This is a genomic window from Paenarthrobacter sp. UW852 (assembly GCF_024608385.1).
Classification (GTDB): Bacteria; Actinomycetota; Actinomycetes; order Actinomycetales; family Micrococcaceae; genus Arthrobacter.
Genome location: NZ_JAMSGY010000007.1, coordinates 177,012 through 199,655, shown reverse-complemented (window position 1 = coordinate 199,655; position 22,644 = coordinate 177,012). Strand labels below are relative to the sequence as shown.

Below are 22,644 nucleotides of genomic sequence, written 5' to 3'. Positions count from 1 at the left end.
GCGCTCCGGACATGGAGAAGCCCCGTTGCTGGGCTGCCTCCCCGACCATCGGGGTCACTTGTTGCGAAGAGTGCAGGCAGCCCAGCGTCGGGGCGTGGTGTCCGCGGCGTGTGTCGCGGGGCTTGTGGTGCCTCCCTAGGCGGCGACGAGCTCCTCTTCCGTGGCCTCTTCCTTGGCCTCGGTGAGGAATCGGGCGTAGGCGGGGATGGTCAGGAAGGTGGGGAATTCTTCGGCGAGCGTGACTTCTTCGAAGATGGCGCGGGCGTCAGCGAAGCGGTCTCCGTCGAAGCGTTCCAGGCGGGCGAATTCCTCGTCCAGCAGATCCTCCACCCATTCGCGGGTGATGATGTCGCCGTTCTCGACGATCGCGTGGGAGTGGATCCACTGCCAGAGCTGGGACCGGGAGATCTCCGCGGTGGCGGCGTCCTCCATGAGGTTGTGAATGGCCACTGCCCCGTTACCCCGCAGCCAGGATTCGATGTAGCGGATGCCGACCTCGATGTTCAGGCGAACTCCGCCCTCGGTGATGGTGCCCTCGGTGCTGGCGATGTCGATCAAGGCCCGGTCATCGGGGGTGACGTCCTCACGGGACTTGCCCAGCTGGTTCGGGCGGTCTCCGAGAACTGAGTCGAACACTTCTCGGCACACCGGCACCAGGTCAGGGTGGGCCACCCAGGATCCGTCGAAACCGTCGTTGGCCTCGCGGGTCTTGTCGGCACGAACCTTTTCAAACGATGCCTGGTTGGCTGCCTCGTCCTTGCGGTTAGGGACAGCGGCTGCCATGCCCCCAATTGCCATGGCACCTCGCCGGTGGCAAGCGCGGACCAGTTGCTCGGTGTAGGCCCGCATGAACGGCTGGGTCATGGTGACCTGGCCGCGGTCCGGGAGCACGAAGCGCGGCCCGCGGGTACGGAAGTTCTTGATCAGCGAGAAAATGTAGTCCCACCGGCCGGCGTTCAAACCGCTCGCGTGGTCGCGCAGTTCGTACAGGATCTCCTCCATTTCGAACGCGGCCGTGATGGTCTCGATCAGCACCGTGGCGCGGATGGTGCCCCGCGGGATGCCGAGGAGGTCCTGCGCCAGCACAAAGATGTCGTTCCAGAGCCGGGCTTCGAGGTGGTTCTCGATCTTCGGCAGGTAGAAGTACGGGCCTTTACCCTGGGCGAGCAGTCGGCGGGCGTTGTGGAAGAAGTACAGGCCGAAGTCAACGATCCCGCCGGCAATCGGCTTGCCGTCGATCAGCATGTGCTTCTCCGGCAGGTGCCAGCCGCGGGGACGGACCACAATGGTGGGCAGGTCCTCGGCAGACTTGAGCTTGTATTCCTTGCCCTCGGGGGACGTGAAATCGATCCGGCGTTCCAGCGCGTCGGTCAGGTTCAGCTGGCCCTGGATGACGTTGCGCCACGTCGGCGTCGACGAGTCTTCCATGTCCGCCAGCCACACCTTTGCCCCCGAGTTCAGGGCGTTGATGGTCATCTTCTTATCCACCGGACCGGTGATCTCCACGCGGCGGTCCTCCAAGCCCGGAGCAGGGGGAGCCACCCGCCACGACGGGTCATTGCGGATGCCCTCGGTCTCCGGCAGGAAACGCGGATCCTGGCCACTCGAGATCTGGTTACGCCGTGCGTGCCGCGCCTGCATCAGCTCCTGGCGACGATCAGCCGTAGCCCGGTGCAGCTTGCCGACGAACTCAAGCGCATCCGGCGTCAAAACCTCGTTCTGCCGGCAAATGGGCTGCGCGGTCAACGTAATGCCATTAATAGTGAAGTTGTCGGTGAAGCTGTTCATTTCAATCTCTCCTATGAGAAGCAAATGTTCGACGGCGGCACTTGCCTGGGTGGGTTGGGGCCGGAGGTGCGGTGATGCGGCAGCCTGCGTAAAAGGGGCCCTGCGTCCCGGTCCGTCCTCGCTCAGCGAGGTCGAAACCGGGACGTGGGGAATAGCAGGCCGAGCATTACCGCAGCGGAGGCCGGAGGTGACAACCGCCGTCGGGGGTGTGGTTAGTGGAACTGGCCCTCTTCGGTGGATCCCACCAAGGCCAAAGTGGATGCGTTCGGGTTGAGCGCTGTGGCGATGTCGTCGAAGTAGCCGGTGCCGACTTCGCGCTGGTGCTTGGTGGCGGTGTAGCCGCGGGATTCAGAGGCGAATTCCTTTTCCTGGAGTTCGACGTAGGCGCTCATGCCTTCACGGGCGTAGCCGTGGGCGAGGTCGAACATCGAGTAGTTCAGGGCGTGGAAGCCGGCCAGGGTGATGAACTGGAACGTGAAGCCCATGGCACCAAGTTCGCGCTGGAACTTGGCGATGGTGGTGTCGTCCAGGTGCTTGCGCCAGTTGAAGGACGGGGAGCAGTTGTAGGAGAGCATCTGGTCCGGGAACTCGGCCTTGACCGACTCGGCGAACTTGCGTGCCAGCTCCAGGTCCGGGGTGCCCGTCTCCATCCAGATGAGGTCGGAGTACGGGGCGTAGGCCTTGGCGCGGGCGATGCAGGGTTCGATGCCGTTGCGGACCTTGTAGAAGCCCTCGGCGGTGCGTTCGCCCGTGATGAATTCCTGGTCGCGCTCGTCAACGTCTGAGGTGATCAGCGTTGCTGCCTCGGCGTCGGTGCGGGCAATGACAACGGTTGGGGTACCGGCGACGTCGGCTGCCAGCCGGGCTGCGTTGAGGGTTCGGATGTGCTGCTGGGTGGGGATCAGGACCTTGCCGCCGAGGTGGCCACACTTCTTCTCCGATGCCAGCTGGTCTTCCCAGTGAACGCCCGAGGCGCCGGCCGTGATCATGGACTTCATGAGTTCGTAGGCGTTGAGCGGGCCACCGAAGCCGGCTTCGGCGTCGGCGACGATCGGGACGAGCCAGTCCTCGACGGTCTTGACGCCCTCGGCGTATTCGATCTGGTCTGCGCGGAGCAGGGCGTTGTTGATGCGGCGGACAACCTGCGGCACCGAGTTTGCCGGGTAGAGCGACTGGTCCGGGTAGGTCTGGCCGGAGAGGTTGGCGTCCGCGGCCACCTGCCAACCGGAGAGGTAGATGGCCCGGAGGCCGGCCTTGACTTGCTGCACAGCCTGGTTGCCCGTCAGTGCACCCAAAGCGTTGGTGTATCCGCCGGTGGGAGCTTCCTCGGTGAGCTGCTTCCAGAGCTTTTCCGAGCCGCGGCGGGCCAGGGTGTGCTCTTCGGAGACGCGGCCACGGAGGCGGACGACGTCGGTGGCCGAGTAATCACGGGTGACGCCTTCCCAACGCGGGTTGGCGGACCATTCAAGTTCCAGCGCTGCGGCCTGCTGCTCTGCACTCTGCTCTGCTGGTTCAAATGAAGCGGTCATTGTCTGTCTCCTAGGTGGTGCCCGGCCCGGCCGCTGCTGCTTCGTTGCAGCATCGGCCGGGTAGCCCGGGGTCTGTATTTCTTTTTCGTAGGACCTACTTTTCTGCACTTTCAAGAGGCTTTCTAGAGGAAAAGTATGGAAAGAAATGCACTTTTTCGCGTATTCTCAAGAAATGTCGCCTGTGAGCTGGAATCGCGAAGTAGTATCGCCGTCGTCGTCCCCTGCGTCCCCGGAACTGGACGTCATCAGCCTTGGCCGCCGCGTGCGGCACCTGCGCAAGCAGGCCGGGCTGACGCTGGACGGCTTGAGTGCCGCCGTCGGGACCGCTCCAAGCCAGTTGAGCCTCATCGAGAACGGCAAGCGCGAGCCCAAACTGGGGCTGCTGCAGCAGCTGGCCGCCGCACTCAACGTCAGCATCGATCAGCTGCTCGGGGCCGAGCCGCCCAACCGCCGAGCCGCCCTCGAAATCGAGCTCGAAAGGTATCAGCGCGGACCCCTGTACGAGTCGCTCAACCTGCCCAAAATCCGCATCAGTTCGCGGCTTCCACTGGAAGTCCTGGAGTCCCAGGTGGGGCTGCTTCAGGAGCTTGAACGCAAGCTCAATGAGCAAGCCGCGACGCCGGAGGAAGCTCGCCGCGCAAATGGCGAGTTGCGTGCCATGATGCGCGAGCGCGGCAACTATTTCCCTGAGTATGAGGCCGAAGCGCAGAAGGTCCTCAAAGGGGTTGGTTACACCACCGGTCCGCTGAGCCAGCACGTCATTGCCGACATCGCCGAGAACCTCGGTTTCACGCTGCACCACGTAGGGGATTTGCCGCATTCCACCCGTTCGGTGACGGATTTGAAGAACCGCAGAATTTATCTCACGCAGAACCAGCGGCAGGACCACGATCCCAGGTCTGTTTTGCTGCAGGCCTTGGGCCACTACGTCCTGGGCCATGAAACTCCGCGGAACTACGGCGATTTCCTGGCTCAGCGGGTGGCTACCAACTATTTCGCCGCTGCGCTCCTGCTGCCGGAGCATGCCACCGTGGAGTTCCTGCAGAAGGCCAAAGCCGCAAAGGAAATCGCCGTGGAAGACATCCGCGATGCCTTCGCCGTGTCCTACGAAACGGCCGCCCACCGCTTCACCAACCTGGCCACCCAACACCTGGGCATCACCACGCATTTCCAGAAGACCCACCAGTCCGGCATCATCTACAAGGCGTACGAAAACGACGGCGTGAACTTCCCGCAGGACCACACGGGGGCCATCGAAGGGCAGCCGTCGTGCAAGGCATGGACCTCCCGGGCGGTGTTCGACGTGCCGGACAAGTTCAGTGCCTACAGCCAGTACACGGACACTCCATCGGGCACTTACTGGTGCACTGCACGGACTGAACGGTCCGCGGCCGGCGAGTTTTCATTGAGCATCGGGGTCCCGTACCAGCACGTCAAGTGGTTCCGGGGCCGGGAGACCACCGCCCGTGCAACGTCCAACTGCCCGGACCCGAACTGCTGCAAACGGCCGCCGGCCTCGTTGGCGAACGAGTGGGCCGGCAACGCGTGGCCCTCCGCCCGTGCACACTCCCACCTGCTCGCGGCCATGCCTCCCGGAGCGTTCCCCGGCGTTGACGAGACCGAGGTCTACTCCTTCCTGGCAGCGCACTCCGAACGGTGACGCTCTCTCACGTTCCGCCCGCTTGGGGTGGACGCTCTCTCACGTTCCGCCCGCTTGGGGTGGACGCTCGCTCACGTCCCGTCGGTTTGGGGTGGACGCTCGCTCACGTTCCGTAGGTTTGGGGTGGACGCTCGCTCACGTTCCGTCGGTTTGGCGTGGACGCTCTCTCACGTTCCGGCTTGCGATCCCCGGAACGGCGGGGTCTTACGCGCACGTTAGATTCGACGGGCGGGGACCAGCTAGTCTGTGCGCCCGGTTTCGGTCCGCGGCACGCTGCGTGAAGGAAGCTCCGCGAACGCGGCGGCTTGAGCGCGCTGGGTGCGTAACGCTTGCGGATTCAGGTCGGAGCACCATGCGGGATAGACGCGGAAGCCGCGCTTGCCTGGATGGAGTTCGGAAGTGACATAGCCAAGCGAGATCAGGTGCGAGGGAGTGAAACGGAAGACCCCGAACCGGTCCCGGTCTTCTACGAAAACCATCAGTCCCGACATCAACTCGCCAGCCGTAAATGGCCTGGTCGATCCGCCTTCGCCGCGCTTCCAGACCGCCACAAAGGCGCCCGGTTTCGTCGGTGTGATCCGAGCCGTGCGGATCCGCCACCGCTCTTTCCCGAACAGTACGACCCCGGATTCATAGTCGCCGTTCTGCTCTTCTGCCTTGATGATGGGCTGCGGATCATCAGATGCCTGGACGCAGTCGGCGAAGTATTTGAGTGCACTGAAACTCACTCCCGAATCTTACTCGTTGAAGAATAGAGACTGCTCCGCGGCTATTGCCATCGACTACCGTGCCAAGGTCGACCGCTGGTCACTGCTTGCTACCGGAATTTGCCCTCGGGATCCTGCGCGCATCGAGTGTTGCCGCCGAGGGTGGTTCCGAAGCTGCTCGTTCCAAGCTGCATGGAGAACTTGCCATCCCCAAAACCAGTGGTCGTCTGGTCTCGGTTCGCCCCCGAAGGCTGTGTTTGTACAACGCTCAGGCCGTTGCTTTCAAAGACTTCCTTTACCGACTTATGTATGGCTTTAGCCTGATCTTCTGAGATCGCGCCCTGCGTACTGTCGTAATTGAACCGAGTGCCCTCCGTCCCGTCCGGCAGGGGGCATGCCATGCCGGGTTTATCTGGTGTAATTTGCGTCCAGTTGCCGGGGGCGAGAGCTTGAATTTGTGTGAAGATGTCGAGGTATTCCGTGCGGGCTTGTTCTGGTTCCATGGTCTGCTCCGCGGTGTTGGTAGGTGGGTTGGTGCTGGGCGTTGTTCCACACCCAGTGAGGGCAGCGAGGATGGCAACGGCAAGGCCTTGGATGAGAAATCTTCGCGGAGACATGGTGGTCATCGTTTCACATTCGTAAGTTGGTCACTCAGGCCCAAGGCGATCTTGGCTTGATTGCTGCTTGACTCGGTTCCGCGATCAAAGTATCCATAGACGCCGTCTTTGCCGCCGGTCTGTCCGTCGTGGGTTTTGGTGGGGTTCTCAACGGTGCCATCGGGCGCGGTGGTGCCGTCTGTGCCGAAGGTGACGGCACCGAATCCGGGGTCTTCGGTACTTTTACGCTGCCAGCCGAGCCCATGCCCGACCTCGGCTATGTGGTCCCAGTCGTAGGTTCCCCGGTATACGGTGCCGCCGGGGTTCAGGTGGAGATCGTTCACGGAGGTCACGTTGTCAGGGGCTCCAACGTCCCCGACGAGAACGAGGTTATCGATCGGCAGCTCGGTTTTGGCTGCTTCCATGGCCCCGAGGGAACCCATGGAGTGCCCAACGGCTGTTGTCATGGCCGTGTTGTCAAGGATCTGATGAACGGCATTGAGCCCTTTCACGTCGTTGCGAAGAGCAGGACCCACGACCTTTGCCTGGTCATTGCTGAACACACCCATACCCTGGGCCGGCTCAACACCAATCCAGGCAACAACAGCGATTCGGTCAGGATCAATCCCATTACGTGAAGCGAACCTACGTTGATCAAGACGCTGGTCAGCTGCTTGCAGGGCCTTCGCTGCCATGTCCTTGCGGACGGTGGTGTCCAGCCCGGGGAGCTGGTAGGTGAGGTGCTTGGCGGCGTCGAGGTCTCCCACGGAAATAGATGCGCCATACCCAGTGTCCGATCCTCGCCCCCGGTCAAGCGGAACGAAGCTCACCAGTTGAAAGATCGATGATTTGTCATCAGTATCGCCGACTTTTTCTTTGCCGTCGTTGTCGTAGAGCGATTCCCAGACTTTGTTGACCATGCCTTCCTGGGAGCCTTCATCAATTTCTCCGCCGTGCTCTTCGCGGTACTTAGTCCAGTAGTCGTACATTTGCAGCAACTTTTTGCGGTTAGCAAGGTCCCTGGCGGTCGCGGTGACACCGTTCAGGTTACCGATAACGTCCGGAAGTGCATCGATCAGAAGGTGCTGTTCCTCACTGACGATGACTTTCCCGGTGGCAGGCTCGACCGTGTGGCCGAGGCCAGACCACCACATAGCTGTTGCTACGGGGTCCAGTCCTGATTGGGTCAGGAGTTCTCGAAGCCGGGCGGTGCCACCATTACCGAGCCAAACTTTCAGTTGCCCGGCACTCATGGTTCCGATGTCGTTCAAGCCCACCTGGATTGGTGCTGCGTACTGGATGAAGAGGCCGTTGAGCATGCTGTCCGCTATAGCGCCACTGCCGGCTGTTTCGAATGCGGTGGCGACCTGCTCCATCCAATCGGCGTCTGCTGCGTTGGCGGCGAGCAGCTGCTCAAAGCCGGCAACAAACGATTCAGTCTCGATTCTCACCCAGGAACACGATGCTGTGAAGCTGCTCCAGGCGTTTTTGACGCTGCTGAAGTTGAGTTCAGGGTGTTCGTGGCCGTCCGGGACACTGACGCGAAGGCGCGCAGCTTTCCGGGGTCAGCCGAGGTGGTTCCGGTTCCTGGTCCGCCAGCGAACCGGGGCCGGTCCCGCGCGGAGAAAGCAGCTGAAACAGTCGGTGCCGGGACCGGCGTGCTCTCGGGCATCGGGTCAAGGATCATGGTGGCGGCTGTGGCGGATGCTTCGGCGATGTTCCCGGAGAGCAGTTGCTGTTTGCGGATATTGTCGCGTTGCTGCCAGGCGTCCATGTTCTTTTGCCGGGCTTTCTCTTGCTGTGCCCTGTTCTTGGCCTCGCCGACGTCCTCGGCCAGAACCGCGAGGACACCTGCCAGCTTGCCGCGATCATCGGACCTGATGCCGCAGGCGTCCTTGAATAAGCGCCCGTAGCCGCCGTTGAAGTCCTGCACTGCCTGCTCCACGGCTCCGTACAGGAAGCCACCCTCGGCACGCAGAACCTCGTCGGCGGCGTTCGCAGCACTGATCAGCGCATCGGCTGCGCCGTCATCAAAAGCAATTCCCATGCCTGCCCCAAACCAGAACAATAAATCCAACGACTAGCATAACTGGTGGTTGTGCTGCTGACGCCCTTCACATCGACCCGCAGCAGCTCATCCTCATGATCACCTGCTTGTCCGCCGCAAAAAATCGTCCTTCACCCGCTCTTCATCTACACCCATTGCCACAAGCCTTGCAGTCTACGAAGGCCGGTATTGTCTCTCCGCCGATGTGACTTGGGAGCCCGAGTGACGACAAGAAGTCACCGGCCGCGAGCCGCAGCAACCAATACCTTTATGGTTTGCATGAAATACCTTCAGGTAGCCCGTGCACTCGGCCAAGCGTTCAGCAGTGAAACTTTCTGCCTTATCGGCGAAACCAAGCGTCGGGACTGGAGCGTACATCAGTGTCGGTGTCCGCCTGGTGTGGTGGCGCCGATCTCCGGGAAGGGAGATCGGCAACGTTTGGCCGCGAATCGGCCTGCTCCTTGGAGGCTGCTATTAGTGCTGGTTCGCTGACCATGTCGAGAACGGTGGTGACGCCGAAAGTTAGTGATTGAGCCAACGCCCGTCACTGGAGATCCGCTGAGTCGAGTCACTATAGGGCGACAAAAACCAGCGAAGATCAACATCTGAAGCGAGCTATCCGACCAGTCGCTGGACCAGCACCGCCGCAGCTTCAACCACGGCGTCGGCCTCACGCTTGGTGACGCTCAGGGCAACTTCCTGTCCGGACACCGTGATGATGTCCGTGATCACTGCAACGGTCAGCCTGCCGAGCGTGTCATCGCTGGTGCCGAGGAGCACCGAGTTCTGCCGGACCCATTCCCGTCCACGTTCCCGCCGGAGCACTTCGAAGCCCGGGGGAGTGTCGCCCTCGATGAACACACGTTCCAGTTCCCGGTGCTTCCACGTGTAGTCGAAGTAGCTGCGGCTGCCCACGTTGAACAGTGTCAGGGGATCGTCCTCGCCGGCCTTCCTTGCTTTCGCTACGGCGGCTGCGACGAGTCTTTCGTGTTCGTTCTGGTAGTCGTTCCAGAGGGCGAGGAATAGCTCGGTCTTTCCGCCGAAGTGGTGGTACAGGCTGCCCACACTTGATCCGGCGCGGGCCACGATGTCAGTAATGCCAGCGTCGGTGAAGCCGTGTTCGATGAAGACCCCGGCCGCCGCATCCAACAAGTTGCGCTGGGTGGCCGCCGTGCGGGTCCATTGCCACGAGCCCGCGTTACTGGCAACGTCGGACGTCTTGCGAACCATACAGGGCTCCTTCCGGGCAGAACGGACACCGGAGTGTCGAGCAGCTTTTTTTTGGAATCCTATCGCCGAAAGAATCTACATAGCCAGCAGCCAGCCTTGACTGGCCCTAAAACACGGGAAATAATTCTGGAAGTCTGTTCTAGAAATACACGTTGCGGCATGTATCCGAATGCTGCGATTTTTGACGTCGGACGCCCCGAAACCCGGGTGCCGTTTTCACCGTCGGGCTGCAACTGGTTGAATCGCTATATAGCGCCAACTGGTCGCAGCCAAACAAGCCAGAGAGGAACGCGGCCTGATGTCCGTTTCAAGCAAGTCGTCCGGGATCACGTCGAACAGGTGGTTCAAACCCGTCGCCGTCACCGCAGGAGCTTTGGTGGTGGCACTGATCTTGGTTCTGGTGGCACAGTGGCTCCGGACCCTTCAGCCGGTCCAGCAATTCCTGACGGACTACCCCGGGCATTCAGCGATCCCTGAAGGTACTCCTACTGGATTCCCTGCCTGGCTTAACTGGACGCACTTCCTGAACATGTTCTTCATTGTCCTGATCATCCGTTCGGGGTGGCAGGTGCGCACCACCACGCGGCCGGCAGCCAACTGGACCAGGAACAACAAGGGCTTCATCAAAACCAAGAACCCGCCTACCAAGATCAGCCTGGACCTCTGGTTCCACCTGACGCTGGATGCGCTCTGGGTCTTGAACGGCATTATTTTCATCGTGTTGCTCTTCGCCACCGGCCAATGGTTGCGGATCGTCCCCACCAACTGGGACGTTTTCCCGAACGCCGTCTCCGCCGGCCTGCAGTACGCCTCGCTGAACTGGCCCGTTGAAAATGGCTGGAACAACTACAACAGCCTCCAGCTCCTGACCTACTTCGTCACGGTGTTCATTGCGGCGCCGCTCGCCATCATCACAGGCATCCGGATGTCAGGCGCATGGCCCAAGAAAGCTGCGATCAACAAGTTCTACCCGATTGAGCTGGCCCGCAAGATCCACTTCCCGGTGATGATCTACTTCGTGGCCTTCGTGATCGTCCACGTAACCCTGGTGCTGGCCACTGGCGCGCTGAACAACCTGAACCACATGTACGCGTCCAACAACGATTACAGCTGGTGGGGCTTCGGGATCTTCGCGGCTTCCATCGTCTTCACGGCGGCGGCATGGTTCCTGGCCCGCCCACTGTTCCTGCGTCCCATCGCCTCGCTCATGGGCAAGGTCTCACGCTAAAGCTCACGCAAACAAAAGCAGCCGCCTCGGAACACTCCGCGGCGGCTGCTTTCGTACGAATGCTAGGACAGTGCGCCACCCTGCCAAAGGGCATCAAAAGGAGCGCCCGAGGATACTCGGTTCTTGATACCTTCGGTGACGAAGGCCTTGGCAGTGCGTGCGGCTTCCAGCGGTGTGGCACCCTTTGCCAGCTCGGCAGTCACGGCCGCGGCCAACGAGCAGCCCGCACCTGAGACAGCAACATCGCCAACCTTCGGAGCGCGCAGGACTTCCAGCGTCTCGCCGTCGTAATAGACGTCGACGGCGTCCGGGCCTTCCAGCCGCACCCCGCCTTTGGCGAGGACTGCTGCGCCGCTGATCTCGTGGATGCGGATCGCAGCGGCCTTGAGGGACTCTTCATCGGTAATCGTGAGCCCGGACAAGGACTCGGCTTCGAAGTGGTTCGGCGTGACGAAAGTAGCCAGCGGCAGGATCTGGGCCTTCAGCGCCTGGTCGGTGTCCAGGGCGTGGCCCGGCTCCTGGCCTTTGCAGATCAAAACAGGATCCAAAACCACATTCGCGAAAGCGCCGTCCGTCAGCGCCTTTTCCACCGTGCTGATGGTCGCCGGGCTGCCGAGCATGCCGATCTTCACGGTGTCCAAAACGGAAGGCGCGCCGGAAGCGGCACCATAGGCCGCCGTCGTGGCTTCAAGTTGATCCGCGATGACCTGCTGGTCCACCGGCACAAAGCGGTGGTTCCAGTTGTCCTGCGGGTTGAAGGAAACGATGCACGTGAGGTTCGCGATGCCGAACACTCCGAGTTCCTGGAAGGTCTTGAGGTCCGCTTGCGCGCCGGCGCCACCGGTCGCTTCGGAACCGGCGATGGTCAGGGCAATGGCAGGGGCAACGGCTGAAGTCATGGTTTCCATTTTGGCAGTTGCTCCGGTCCCGCTCCTAAACGGTCTAGCCGTGCAGCGTCCGGTACGCCGCCTCCGCGGCAGGGTGCAAGGGCACGCCTGCGGTGTTGATCAGGGTTTCCGGGCTGAGGAATTGCACACCGGTGCTCGACTTCGGAACCAAATCCTGGGCTTGTTCCACCAGCAGTTCCACGGTCTGACGAACAACGTGGTCGGCAAGGTCCCTGCGGCAGAGGAGGAGGTTGGCGACGCCGACCGTCCACACAGCGGGCGCATCACCGTAACTGTTGGCGGGAATGAGGACGCGGTCGTAGAACGGTCCAAACTGCGAGCGCGTTGCGTTGATGAGGTCCGATAGGTCCACCAAGCGGAGGCCAACGTCCTTGGCAGTGGACGCGATGGCTGCAGTGGGGACGCCTCCGGACCAGAACAGAGCGTCGATGGTCCGGTTCTGCAGCGCCGCGAGCCCTTGGTTCAGCCCCAGGTTCACTTGGGTAAGCGCGGGACTGGTTTTTGCGGATGACAGGCTGGAGGCCTCGATGATCCTGGGAGCAGTGAGGGATGTCCCCGACCCCACTTCGCCCACGCCCGCGGTCTTGCCCGCGAGGTCGGCAAAGTTCCGGATGCCACTGTCCTTCCGTACGATGCAGTGGACGTAGTTCTGGTAGACCTTGCCGAGAGCCACGAGGTCTGCAGGCTGGGCCGGCCGATCGCCGGGGCTTGACTGCTGGGCTGCCGCATCTGCAAGCGCGACGGCGAACGTCGCCTCGCCGTCCACCACCCGCCTGATGTTCTCCAAGCTTCCGCCGGTAACCAAAGGTTCGGCCGTTTCGGCTACGCCTTCTCTCTGCAGCAAGGCTGCGAGCAACGTGGCGAATTCCAGGTAGAAGCCGCCAGGTTCGCCACCGGCCACCGTAAGTTTCCGCGGGCGTTCGCCCGGGGTGCAAGCTGCTGTTGCGGGAAGGAAAAGACCAGCCACACCCACGGCCAGCACGGCCCTAAGTGCAGACCGCCGGGGCATCACCTTCGACTCAGGCATCCTGCGCGTCCTCCGGTTTCGCAAACTCGAGCCGTGCCGTCAGCCCATGAGGCTCGCGCGGCTCAATGACGAGCCGGCCGCCGTTTGCTTGGGCCAGCCGATCCACGATGGTCATGCCCAAACCGTTGCCAGGGATTTTGCTGTGCTGCGGGGCCCGCCAGAACCTGGTGGTGGAAGCGGCACGCTGCTCGGCTGGGAGGCCGGGACCGTCGTCGGAAATTACAACGGCGGTCCCGCCTGCCGTCTGCTGCGTGGCCACGGTGATGGTAGCTCCGGGGGCGTACTTGATCGCGTTGGCAATGAGTTCTCCCACCATGTGCGCAAGTTCGTCGGGGTCGCAGTTGATCTGGTTTTCGTGTGCGGGGCCCTCTAGCGTCAGCCGGGATCCCGCCCGTTGAGCGGCAGGTACGGCCCGTTCTACTTCGCCCTGCAGGATGGGGAGGGGGTCGATGACGGCTTGCCGCTGGTGCTCTGCGGCTTGGTCGGGGCGGGTAGACCCCTCGAAGGCGCGGTGTTCCGCCGTCGCCAGCTTCAGCACGCCGTCGAGCATTTCCTCAACCCGCTCAAGTTCCGCCACGACGCCGGCTGCCGCAGCCTTTTCTGGTTGCCCTTTGAGTTCCAGCTGCAGCAAATCGATCCGCAGCCGAAGCGCCCCAACAGGGTTTCTAAGTTGATGCGATGTGTCAGCGATCAGCCGGCGCTGGGACTCCATGCTCGCCGTGACGGTGTCCGCCATGGCGGTGAAGGAGCGGCTGAGTTCGCGCAGTTCGGGCGGTCCGGCGTCGGGAAGTTGGCTTGTTTTACCCGTGGTTTCGAGCTCGTGAACTGCCCTGCTGAGCCGGTTGACCGGGCGCAGGACCCACCCGGTGATTCGCGCTGCGGCGAGCAGGAGCAAAGCCGCCAACGCCAGCGCCGCGAATCCGACCACCAGCCATCGCTCCCGCAGCTTTTGCCGGGCGGCATCGAGGTTGACTTCCACAACAGCCTCGCCGAGGACTTGGCTGGCCGTGCCGAACGACCTGGAAATGATGTCGTTGCCGGTCCCGAAAGCACTGATGGGGTTCAGAGTGGTGTCGCTGAGGTTGAGGCTCGCCCGGTTCAGTGCATCCTGGACGTCGGGCCGCTCTTCGCTGAGTCCGCCGGAACGGACGGTTCCCTCCTGTGTGCGGATCAGGATTCCCTCGCCGTAAAGCTCGGAGTAGCGGTCCATTTCGCGCTGCAACTGACTGGTGTCTTTGTCTTGGGCGGCGTCGCTGGCCAGTTGCGCGAAGCGGTTGAGGGCGGCGACGCGGTTGATCTGCAGTTCCTGGGTGAGCTCCCGGCTGGCCGAGGTCAGGATCACGCTGGAGACCGTCACCACGATGATCACCACCAGCAAGCTCAGGATGCTGAGAACACGGACTTTCACGGCTGCTCTACCCGGTAGCCAACGCCCCGGACGTTGATGATGAACCCGGGCAGCTGCAGCTTGGACCGCAGGCCTGTGAGGTGCACGTCCAAGGACCTGGAATGCGTCACGAACGCGTCGCCCCAGAGTGCGTCAAGGATCTGCTCGCGCGTCACCACCGAACCCGCGTTCCTGACCAGGAGGCTGAGGAGGTCGAACTCGGTTGCCGTCAGGGCGAGTTTCCGTTGGCCGACGGCGGCCAGACGGCGGTCGAGGTCGACCTCGAGTTCGCCGAGGACGATTGCGTGCGGAGCTTCCTGGCCGCCGCGGTTGGTGCGCCGGGTGACGGCTTCGATCCTGGCCAGCAGTTCCACGAGCTTCACGGGCTTGACCAGGTAGTCGTCTGCTCCGGACCTGAGACCCAGGACCACGCTCCGCTCGTCATCCCTGGCCGTCAGGATGAGGATCGGAACTGCGCTCACTTGGCGCAGCTTGCGCAGCACATCCAAGCCATCCAAATCCGGAAGGCCAAGGTCCAGCAGGATCACCTGGTGCTCCCGGTGGGCCAGCAGCGCATCCTCGCCGCGGGCCACGCGGGTGTGTGTATGTCCAGCCGAAGCGACGGCCGCGCTCAAGGCCGACGCCATGGCGTCGTCATCCTCGACGATGAGCACGTGCACTGTCATGGTCCTTTGGATTGGGGCTGGTTCGCTGTCGGCTGGTTCGCTACTAGAGCTTAACGTTGTGAGGCCCGCTCTGCGCCCTTCGGAGTACCCAAAGTGCGCAGAGCGGGCCTAACAAGGCAGGAAGGTCAGGCGTCGACGCGATCCTTCGTGCCGTCGTCGTCCTTTGTTGTTGCCGTCGCAGCGCCCTTCGCCACGAACGCGTGGCCTTGCTCCGCATCCAAGTGCGTGGACGTCTTGTTCTTCAGCGCGAAGATGTACACCAGAAGCGAGATGAAAATCGCAGCCGTGACGTACGTGAAGAACAGATCCACCTGGTTGGATTTCTGCAACGCAGCACCGATCAGTGGGACGGTACCGCCGAACAGTGAGTTGGCGATTGCGTAACCGAGTCCTACTCCCAAAGCGCGGATCGAGGCCGGGAACAGTTCGGCCTTCACCAGTGCGTTGATGGACGTGTAGCCGCCAACCATGAGCAGGCCGCCAAGCATCAACAGGAATGCGATGAACGGGTCCTTGGTGCCGGAAAGAGTGGAGAGCAGCGGCCAGGTGAACAGGACACCGGTCACGCCGAACCAGATCAGCAGCGGCTTGCGGCCCACCTTGTCCGAAATCAGGCCGTAGACAGGCTGCAGCAGCATGAAGATGAACAGCGCCCAGAAGTTGATCACGGAGGTATCAGTCTTGGCGATGCCGGACGTATCGTTCATGAACTTCAGGATGAAGTTGGTGTACGTATAGAACGCAACCGTACCGCCGAGGGTGATGCCGATGCAGATGAGCAGCGGCTTCCAGTGCTTAGTGAGCAGGAGCTTCATAGTGCCAGGCTGGGCCTCGCCCTCCACTTTCACATGTGCGGCACGGAGCTGATCGGAAGAGAGGGTCTCCTCCATCGAACGGCGGAGCCAGAGAACAACCAGCGCAGCCACGCCACCTACGGCGAACGGGATACGCCATCCCCACGCCGTCAGGTCTTCCTTGCTCATGGTGTTCTGCAGAATCACGAGCACCAAAAGTGCCAGCATCTGGCCGCCGATCAGCGTGACGTACTGGAAGCTGGAGAAGAAGCCGCGGCGCCTTGCCGTTGCGGCCTCGGACATGTACGTGGCGCTGGTGCCGTATTCACCGCCGACTGAGAAGCCCTGCACGACGCGGATAAACACCAGCAAGATCAGGGCCCAGAGTCCGATCACATCCTGTGTCGGCAGGATCGCGATCGCGAAGGACCCGGCCGACATCATGGTCACACTGAGCGTCAGCGCGGCCTTGCGGCCCTTGCGGTCTGCGTAGCGGCCGAAGAACCAACTTCCGATCGGACGCATAAGGAACGACGTCGAAAAGACCGCCATCGCCTCAAGGCCAGCCTGAAGGTCGTCCGAGGAATTAAAGAAGTGCGACTGAAAATATGCCGCGAAAACCGTATAGACGTAGAGGTCGAACCACTCCACGAGGTTGCCCGCGGAGCCCTTGAGGATATTGCTCACGGCTTTGCGTGTCTGAGCGGCTTCGCTCAGAGGTGCAGCTTGCTGGGTGCTCATCAATGAACCTTCCTGGACGGCAGCGTTTTGCGGCGGCCGTGTCTTGCCTGAGTTCGTTCTGTCCATGAAGCTCGTGCTCATGGCGTCCTTGCGCATGGCTCTTCGTCGACTAAGAAAGGTCCTCCAAGGTGAAGAGGACGTATTCCAAACTATGGGTGATGCACGGCACAGCCATAGCCCGCGGGGCATTTCCTAACACTTCCTTAGGAATCGGGCTGCGTGGCTTGGTGTGGGGACGGCAGTCCGACGGCGGCTGCTCACCTATCGACGCTCTCTCACGTTCCTCCCGGTAGGGGCGGACGCTCTCTCACAGCCCTCCCGGTTGTGGCGCCGGGGGTGGGGTGTGAGTGAGGGTTGGTGGGAAGGGGGTGGGGTGTGAGTGAGGGTTGGCGGGAAGGGGGTGGGGTGTGAGTGAGGGTTGACCGGAAGGGGGTGGGGTGCGAGTGAGGGTTGGTGGGAAGGGGGTGGGATGTGAGAGAGGATCGGCGGTGGGACAATGGAACCGGTGCCGGGCCAGATGCCCCACCACCACAGTGCTAATACAGCGGGGCAGCCAGCATGCGGCGGCCTGCGCGAACCACTACGAAATGGATGACCCATGCCCTCGCCCTCCGGCTCCAGCACGCTGAGCAAGCCTGCACCCCGCTTCGCCTCGATCGGTTCCCCGTACTTCGGCATCATGTTGGCCGTCATGGCCGTGGTGCTGATCCTGTCCAACATCGGCGCTTCCAAGGGTGTGGAGCTCGGGCCGATCATCACTGATGGAGGGTTCTTCCTCTTCCCGTTGGCCTACATCCTGGGCGACGTCATGAGCGAGGTCTACGGATTCAAAGTGGCCCGCAAAGCCATCGTCACCTCGTTTGCCCTGAGTGTGTTCGCCTCTCTTTGCTACTGGGTGATCATCATCCTGCCCGGTTTCAACGATGACTACGGAACCGCCAAGCAGGCCGCCATCGAGGGCGCCCTGGGTCCGGTTCCGCAGATCGTCCTTGCCTCCCTGCTCGCCTTCCTGGCAGGACAGACCATCAACTCCTGGATCCTGGTGAAGATGAAGCAGCGCACGGGCGAGAAGTCCCTATGGGCACGCCTCATGGGTTCTTCCGTGGTGGGGGAATTCGTGGACACCCTGATCTTCTGCAGCATCGCGGCATCCGTCATCGGGATCTCGGACGCTGGCTCGTTCGTCAACTACGTCCTGGTGGGCTTCGTGTACAAGACCGCCGTCGAGTTCCTGTTCGTTCCGATCACGGTGCTGGTTGTCGGCTGGATCAAGAAGCGCGAGCCCAGCTACGGCGCAGTCGCAGCCTAGGACCAGGGCCTGGAACCAGGGCCTAGGAGTAGTACCGGCCCAGCGTCTCCGCCTTGAACTCAAAGAAGTCTCCGGATTCGATGGCCAAACGGGCATCGTCCACCATCTTCACCACGAAGCGCTCGTTGTGGATGGAGATCAGGGTTGCGGAGAGCATCTCCTTGGCCTTGAACAGGTGGTGGATGTACGCCCGCGAGTAGTTCTGGCACGTGTAGCAGTCGCAGCCGTCCTGCAAGGGCCCGAAATCGGCTTTGTATTTAGCCCCCGACAAGTTGAACCGGCCAAAGGGTGTGTAGAACGCTGAGTTCCTGGCAACGCGCGTGGGGGAGACACAGTCGAACGTGTCGGCTCCGTTCTCGATGGCGGTGAAGATATCGTCCGGTTCGGAGATGCCGAGCAGGTGCCGGGGCTTGTCCTCGGGCAGTTCCTCGTTGCACCAGCGGACAATGGTGCCCAGGTTTTCCTTCTCCAACGCTCCGCCGATCCCGTATCCGTCAAAGGGCATGGCACCGAGATCCTGGCAGGCTTTGCGGCGCAGGTCCTCGTATTGGGCTCCCTGAATCACCCCGAACAAGGCCTGGTACGGTTTGCCCACGCGGGAAGAAGTCAACGAGGCGTGTTCCTCGAGGCACCGCAGCGCCCACAAACGGGTGCGCTCCAGGGACTCCTCCTGGTAGGCCCGGGAATTCTGCAGCGTCGTGAGCTCGTCGAAGGCGAACATGATGTCCGCGCCGATCTTGTGTTGGACCTGCATGGAGATCTCGGGGGAGAAGCGGTGCCGGTCACCGTTCAGGTGCGATTTGAACCAGACGCCGTCATCGTCGATGTGCGCCAGCCGTTCCTTGCCCGGTGCTACGGCGTCATCAGGGCCGGACGAATCGACGTTCTTCATGTCGATGACCTTCTTGAACCCCGAGCCCAGGCTCATCACCTGGAACCCTCCGGAGTCGGTGAAGGTGGGCCCTGACCAGTTCATGAACGCACCCAGCCCGCCGGCGGCATCGAGGATTTCGGGCCCGGGCTGCAGGTACAGGTGGTAGGCGTTGGCCAGGACCGCCTGCGCGCCAAACCCGGCGATCGACTCCGGCAGCACGGCCTTGACGGTCGCTTTGGTTCCGACGGCGATGAACGCGGGCGTCTGGATGATTCCGTGCGGCGTGGTGATGGTTCCTGTCCGGCCAAGGAAAGCGCCGCCGTTGGCGTCCACTTGGGCGTCCGACGGCGAGCATGTTTCAGTCAGGCGGGTGCCCACCGTGAACGAGAACTCGGATTTTCGGGCGGACAACCCCGGCAGGTCAGGCAGGGAAGTAGCCGGGGAGGAAACTGACGCGGTAACGGGAACGGAAGCTGGCACCTACCTAGTGTGCCAGCTTTACCGGCGGTAACCAGCGGTACCCAGCGGAGGAAGCCTTACGACCCGTAGTTCTCCGCCTTCCAGTTGTCCCATGAGGACCGGATGTCCGCCAACGTATGGGCCCCCAAATCGTAGGTGGAGGCAATCACCATGGACCCGCCGTCGGGCCTTTTCTCCGGGATTGGCAACTGCTCGGCGACGATCAGCAGCCCGTCCCCGTGTTCGGCGTAGCTGTGGACGGTGAGGCCAACCTGGTGCCGGCTCTTGAACCAGACTTTGCCGGAGATCTTCTCACCGGTAGCGAGGGTGAGCGAGTATTCCTCCCCAACGGGCGGCAGATCCCCTAGTCCCAACTTCTCGATCGCCGGACCGCCTTTGCCGGGGAGGGAGACAAAATGTGTCCGTCGGTGCCCGTGCGGATGGCGCTCAAGGGCGAACCTCAATTGGTGCAGGAAGGTGAGCCAGCCTTGGGTGATGTCTTCGTCCCAGTCAGCCCACTCCGAATCGTGGTCCAGGGCAACCCTGGTGATCCGCACTTCCGTGCCGCCCGAGACAGGGTGGAGTTCAAAGATGTCGCCGCCGTTGACGGTCAGGCTGGTGTGATCGGGCCCTTCAACGACATCGGTATTGAAGTAGATCTGTTTGATTTCATCATTAAGGTCGTCGGCCTCCCAGCCGTGCCATTGGGCGACCAACGACGGTTCACGCAGCATGGTCCAAACCTGCTGCGCATCGGCATTAACCACAACGCTCAGATTGTTCGTCATGGCCCCGAATCTACCGCCGTTCGCCCCGGCATAACAGGCCCCGGAACCTGTTAGGCCCGCACCGATTCCAGTTCGTTGCCGATCCGCCGGGCCAGTTCGTCCTCGCCGATGGTCTTGGAACCGCCGTGGGCACGCAGGAACATGAGGGCTTCCAAGCGCAGGAAACGCCATTCGCGCTCGGCCTCGTGGTTGCCGTTGTCGATCGCGCGGAAGATTTCCTTGTCGTAGAGGTTGGGTTCGTTGAGCGAACGCTGGCGGACCCTGGCATTGATCCGGGCCTTGAAGGGGTCTTCCTCCTGGGATTCGGGCGCACGGAGCAGTTTTTCGTAGACGGCTGCCCGTTCGGACTGGCCGGCCTCGCGGCAGATGAAACTGGACAGCGCCAGGGCACGTTCGATCGAAGCCCACCGGTCCAGGTTCCCGTCGAAAGGCAGGACGTTCAGCAGGTCCGCGACCGCAAGCGCATGGTCCGGATCGCGGAGCACGATGCACAGATCGAAGGCGAGGTCGCTCAGGTCCCGGAGGCAGCTTCCAGACTTGGTGTTGATGCCCTTCGCCAGCCGTTCGGCCAGCACCTGGACACCGTTCTTGCCCTTGTGCTGGGCGGCCGCGGCCCGCACCACCGCTTCGGGAGTGCCGTCCGGTTCGGGGATCAGTGCGAGTTCTTCGGCGCTGGGCCCGGTGTACGTGGGCGGGGTTTCAGGGCGGGGAGGAACGACGACGGCGGGCCCAGCGGGCGCTTCGGTGTCGGGTTCTGCGGGGGTGCTGGAGTCCGGTTCGGCTTGGTCCGGCGCGTCGACTGACGCTTCAGCACCAGGGCCGGCAGGAACTCCGTCACCCACGGGGACACTGGACCCGACAGCGACACTGATGGTGCCGCCGTCGACCGTTGTCACCAGCAGCAGCGCGGGCACGCCGTAATCGTCGTTCTTCACCTCGACGGCGCGGATTTCGGCGGCCGGACCGTCGCCGGGCGGGAACACAAAATCTCCGGGCTGCAGGTCCCCAGCCTGCTTTTCTTTGTACTGCTGTGTGGCTGGGCTGTGAGTCATCGGAAGTCCTTTGGTTCTCTTGGGGTCCGCCGTCCAGTCTACAAAGACCGGCCGGCACAGGGGCCGGGACCCGCTAGAGGACGATGCCCGAGAAAGCCAGTGCCTGCCGCACGAGGTTGCCCCGGCCGCCGTCGAATTCCTGCTGGACGTTCTCGCTCAGCACCTCTTGGGGCGTCATCCACGTCAGCTCCAGTGCGTCCTGGCGCGGTTCGCATTCGCCGGTCACCGGTATGACGTAGGCCAGGGACACAGCATGCTGGCGGTCGTCCGTGAATCCCGTTTGCGAGGGTGCGGGGAAGTATTCGGCCACGGTGAAGGGGACAGGGCTGATGGGGAGTTGCGGGAATGCCAGGGGACCGAGGTCCTTTTCCATGTGCCGCAGGAGGGCTGCCCGGATGGTCTCGCGGTAGAGGACGCGGCCCGAAACGAGGTACCGGACCATGTTGCCATCGGCGTCGCCCTGCAGGAGCGTGCCGACTTCGTTCACATACCCGAGCGGATCCAACCTGACCGGAACGGCCTCCACGTAAACCATGGGGAGTCGGCCGCGGGCTTCGAAGAGGTCTTCATCTGAAAGCCAGCCTGGATACGGGTCGGGTGTACGTACGCTCATGGTTAAGTTCTACCCCATCACCGGTGGAACTTCCGTGGAGGCCCTGCCGGGCACGGGGCCGTTACGCTCTCGGCTGTATTCGGGGACGGGGGATTGACTCCTGCATTTGCCGGGCCGAATCGCTGCGCATTGCCGTTTTCGAAAAATTGTTTGCCCGCTGTGTAACCGGCAGACCAGACCCGGAAACAACATGTTCGAGCAAGCAAATCTGCTCATGACTCCGTGGGGGAAGGAACCCAGAAATGAACTACCGACGAACCGGACACGCCAAGTACGCCACCCTTGTATCGCTGGCTTTGGCGTTGACGCTTACTGCCTGCACGCCGTCGTCGCCCGAGCCGGGCGGCACGCCAACGGAGCGTCCTGCCGCTTCCTCGCAGGAAGTGCTCGCGTCCCCGCAGGAAGTGCTCGCTGCGCCGGTGGCCGAGGTCGATGCCCCGGTGGCGGACCCCGATCCCGTAGCCCCCATCCCAGTCGTCGAGCCTGCCCCGCTGGTGGTTCCAGCGCCCGTGGAGGTTCCTCTTGTTACCCAGCCTGTGGCAGAAGCACCCGCCCCGGCGCCCACGGAAACCGTTAAGCCCGCACCCGCGGTGACGGTTCCGGCCCCGGAACCTGTGGTGACCCCGATTATCCCTCTTGAGCCCTCAACGCCGCATGTATCTCCCAACTACCCGGAAATCGGGACTTACACCTTCCCGGACGGGCACATCTCCTTCGAGGTACCGTCCGGTTGGGGAATGCAAGCCGAAGTTCCGGTTGTTGCGCCCGGGGACGACTACCCTTACGACGACCACTTCGCCATTGCCCACATCTTCGATGAAAACGGGCACAACGTGGTGGACATAACCAGCGGAGGTGTCGGGGGAGTGGTGGCCGGGCCCGTCAACCGCACCATTCTGGACTCGCAGAAGCTCACCTCTTTTGACGATCGGGACGGGGCATCCTACTTTGCGGTTTTCCGGGACGTTTATCCCTTCGACACCGCGGAAACCAGGTTCTTCGTGGGCATCGTCCCGGAAATGCTGATGACCGAAGGTCCCGACAGCACCTCTGCTGCAAGCTTCCTGATCATGGGCAACGGCGCTGCCACCGCCCAGGTGAATATCGACCCGAACATGACGCAGGAGGCCGCGGAGGCCTGGATGCAGTCAGGGCAGTACGGCAAGCTCAAGGCACTGCTGACCAGCCTCCGGTACGCACAGTAAGCCCCATGCGGGTGCC

20 protein-coding genes are annotated in these 22,644 nt (G+C 62.4%); 4 read left to right on the top strand and 16 right to left on the bottom strand.

Annotated features, from left to right (window positions below):
* Nucleotides 1-135: 135 nt before the first annotated feature.
* Both aceB and aceA read right to left on the bottom strand, forming a co-directional pair.
* Nucleotides 136-1,788, bottom strand: coding sequence for a malate synthase A (gene aceB / locus NEK97_RS13965; RefSeq protein WP_257370462.1), 1,653 nt, complete (start codon nucleotides 1,786-1,788; stop codon nucleotides 136-138).
* A 212-nt stretch (nucleotides 1,789-2,000) separates the two neighbouring features.
* Nucleotides 2,001-3,317: an isocitrate lyase gene (aceA, locus tag NEK97_RS13960; protein WP_110504936.1), complete on the bottom strand. Its 1,317-nt coding sequence runs from the start codon at nucleotides 3,315-3,317 to the stop codon at nucleotides 2,001-2,003.
* Between the two features lie 145 nt (nucleotides 3,318-3,462).
* Here aceA and NEK97_RS13955 point away from each other — a divergent pair, with 145 nt between their 5' ends.
* Nucleotides 3,463-4,977, top strand: coding sequence for an XRE family transcriptional regulator (locus NEK97_RS13955; RefSeq protein ID WP_257370461.1), 1,515 nt, complete (start codon nucleotides 3,463-3,465; stop codon nucleotides 4,975-4,977).
* A gap of 239 nt (nucleotides 4,978-5,216) precedes the next feature.
* On the opposite strand, the gene NEK97_RS13950 is transcribed toward NEK97_RS13955, so the two are convergent.
* From NEK97_RS13950 to NEK97_RS13930, 5 genes are all read right to left on the bottom strand, one after another.
* Nucleotides 5,217-5,705, bottom strand: a complete 489-nt coding sequence (locus NEK97_RS13950) for a MepB family protein (protein WP_257370460.1) — start codon at nucleotides 5,703-5,705, stop codon at nucleotides 5,217-5,219.
* An 89-nt stretch (nucleotides 5,706-5,794) separates the two neighbouring features.
* Complete coding sequence (locus NEK97_RS13945) at nucleotides 5,795-6,310, bottom strand: hypothetical protein (protein WP_257370459.1); 516 nt, start codon at nucleotides 6,308-6,310, stop codon at nucleotides 5,795-5,797.
* On the bottom strand, nucleotides 6,307-7,731 hold the full coding sequence (locus tag NEK97_RS19905) for an alpha/beta hydrolase family protein (RefSeq protein ID WP_257370458.1): 1,425 nt from the start codon (nucleotides 7,729-7,731) through the stop codon (nucleotides 6,307-6,309). Before NEK97_RS19905 ends, NEK97_RS13945 begins: the two co-directional genes overlap by 4 nt.
* On the bottom strand, nucleotides 7,728-8,327 hold the full coding sequence (locus NEK97_RS13935) for a hypothetical protein (RefSeq protein ID WP_257370457.1): 600 nt from the start codon (nucleotides 8,325-8,327) through the stop codon (nucleotides 7,728-7,730). The genes NEK97_RS19905 and NEK97_RS13935 overlap by 4 nt, the downstream gene beginning before the upstream one ends.
* Before the next feature lie 615 nt (nucleotides 8,328-8,942).
* Nucleotides 8,943-9,557: a TetR/AcrR family transcriptional regulator gene (locus NEK97_RS13930; protein WP_257370456.1), complete on the bottom strand. Its 615-nt coding sequence runs from the start codon at nucleotides 9,555-9,557 to the stop codon at nucleotides 8,943-8,945.
* Nucleotides 9,558-9,855: 298 nt separating this feature from the next.
* Here NEK97_RS13930 and NEK97_RS13925 point away from each other — a divergent pair, with 298 nt between their 5' ends.
* Nucleotides 9,856-10,785, top strand: coding sequence for a cytochrome b/b6 domain-containing protein (locus tag NEK97_RS13925; RefSeq protein WP_257370455.1), 930 nt, complete (start codon nucleotides 9,856-9,858; stop codon nucleotides 10,783-10,785).
* 62 nt (nucleotides 10,786-10,847) lie between these two features.
* Here the strand turns inward: NEK97_RS13925 and NEK97_RS13920 are convergent, their stop codons facing one another.
* From NEK97_RS13920 to NEK97_RS13900, 5 genes are all read right to left on the bottom strand, one after another.
* Entirely contained in the window at nucleotides 10,848-11,684 is an 837-nt protein-coding gene (locus tag NEK97_RS13920; protein ID WP_374111535.1) for a hydroxymethylpyrimidine/phosphomethylpyrimidine kinase, read from the bottom strand.
* A gap of 43 nt (nucleotides 11,685-11,727) precedes the next feature.
* On the bottom strand, nucleotides 11,728-12,720 hold the full coding sequence (locus NEK97_RS13915; protein ID WP_257370453.1) for a TAXI family TRAP transporter solute-binding subunit: 993 nt from the start codon (nucleotides 12,718-12,720) through the stop codon (nucleotides 11,728-11,730).
* A complete protein-coding gene (locus NEK97_RS13910) occupies nucleotides 12,713-14,128 on the bottom strand; it encodes a HAMP domain-containing sensor histidine kinase (protein WP_257370452.1) in 1,416 nt (471 codons plus the stop codon). Before NEK97_RS13910 ends, NEK97_RS13915 begins: the two co-directional genes overlap by 8 nt.
* Nucleotides 14,125-14,787 (bottom strand): response regulator transcription factor, encoded by a 663-nt coding sequence (locus NEK97_RS13905; protein ID WP_257370534.1) that lies wholly within the window; start codon nucleotides 14,785-14,787, stop codon nucleotides 14,125-14,127. Before NEK97_RS13905 ends, NEK97_RS13910 begins: the two co-directional genes overlap by 4 nt.
* Before the next feature lie 131 nt (nucleotides 14,788-14,918).
* Nucleotides 14,919-16,328, bottom strand: coding sequence for an MFS transporter (locus NEK97_RS13900; RefSeq protein ID WP_257370451.1), 1,410 nt, complete (start codon nucleotides 16,326-16,328; stop codon nucleotides 14,919-14,921).
* Between the two features lie 598 nt (nucleotides 16,329-16,926).
* On the opposite strand from NEK97_RS13900, the gene NEK97_RS13895 reads away from it, so the two are divergent.
* Nucleotides 16,927-17,637 (top strand): queuosine precursor transporter, encoded by a 711-nt coding sequence (locus NEK97_RS13895; protein ID WP_235519902.1) that lies wholly within the window; start codon nucleotides 16,927-16,929, stop codon nucleotides 17,635-17,637.
* 22 nt (nucleotides 17,638-17,659) lie between these two features.
* On the opposite strand, the gene tgt is transcribed toward NEK97_RS13895, so the two are convergent.
* The 4 genes from tgt to NEK97_RS13875 form a co-directional block, all read right to left on the bottom strand.
* The gene (gene tgt / locus NEK97_RS13890; protein ID WP_257370533.1) at nucleotides 17,660-18,931 is read right to left on the bottom strand and encodes a tRNA guanosine(34) transglycosylase Tgt; all 1,272 of its coding nucleotides are present in this window, start codon (nucleotides 18,929-18,931) and stop codon (nucleotides 17,660-17,662) included.
* A gap of 116 nt (nucleotides 18,932-19,047) precedes the next feature.
* Nucleotides 19,048-19,758: an SRPBCC domain-containing protein gene (locus tag NEK97_RS13885; protein ID WP_257370450.1), complete on the bottom strand. Its 711-nt coding sequence runs from the start codon at nucleotides 19,756-19,758 to the stop codon at nucleotides 19,048-19,050.
* A 50-nt stretch (nucleotides 19,759-19,808) separates the two neighbouring features.
* Nucleotides 19,809-20,810, bottom strand: coding sequence for a DUF6707 family protein (locus NEK97_RS13880; RefSeq protein ID WP_257370449.1), 1,002 nt, complete (start codon nucleotides 20,808-20,810; stop codon nucleotides 19,809-19,811).
* Nucleotides 20,811-20,883: 73 nt separating this feature from the next.
* Nucleotides 20,884-21,423, bottom strand: coding sequence for an NUDIX hydrolase family protein (locus NEK97_RS13875; protein WP_024819523.1), 540 nt, complete (start codon nucleotides 21,421-21,423; stop codon nucleotides 20,884-20,886).
* 242 nt (nucleotides 21,424-21,665) lie between these two features.
* Here NEK97_RS13875 and NEK97_RS13870 point away from each other — a divergent pair, with 242 nt between their 5' ends.
* Entirely contained in the window at nucleotides 21,666-22,628 is a 963-nt protein-coding gene (locus NEK97_RS13870) for a hypothetical protein (protein ID WP_257370448.1), read from the top strand.
* Nucleotides 22,629-22,644: the final 16 nt, after the last annotated feature.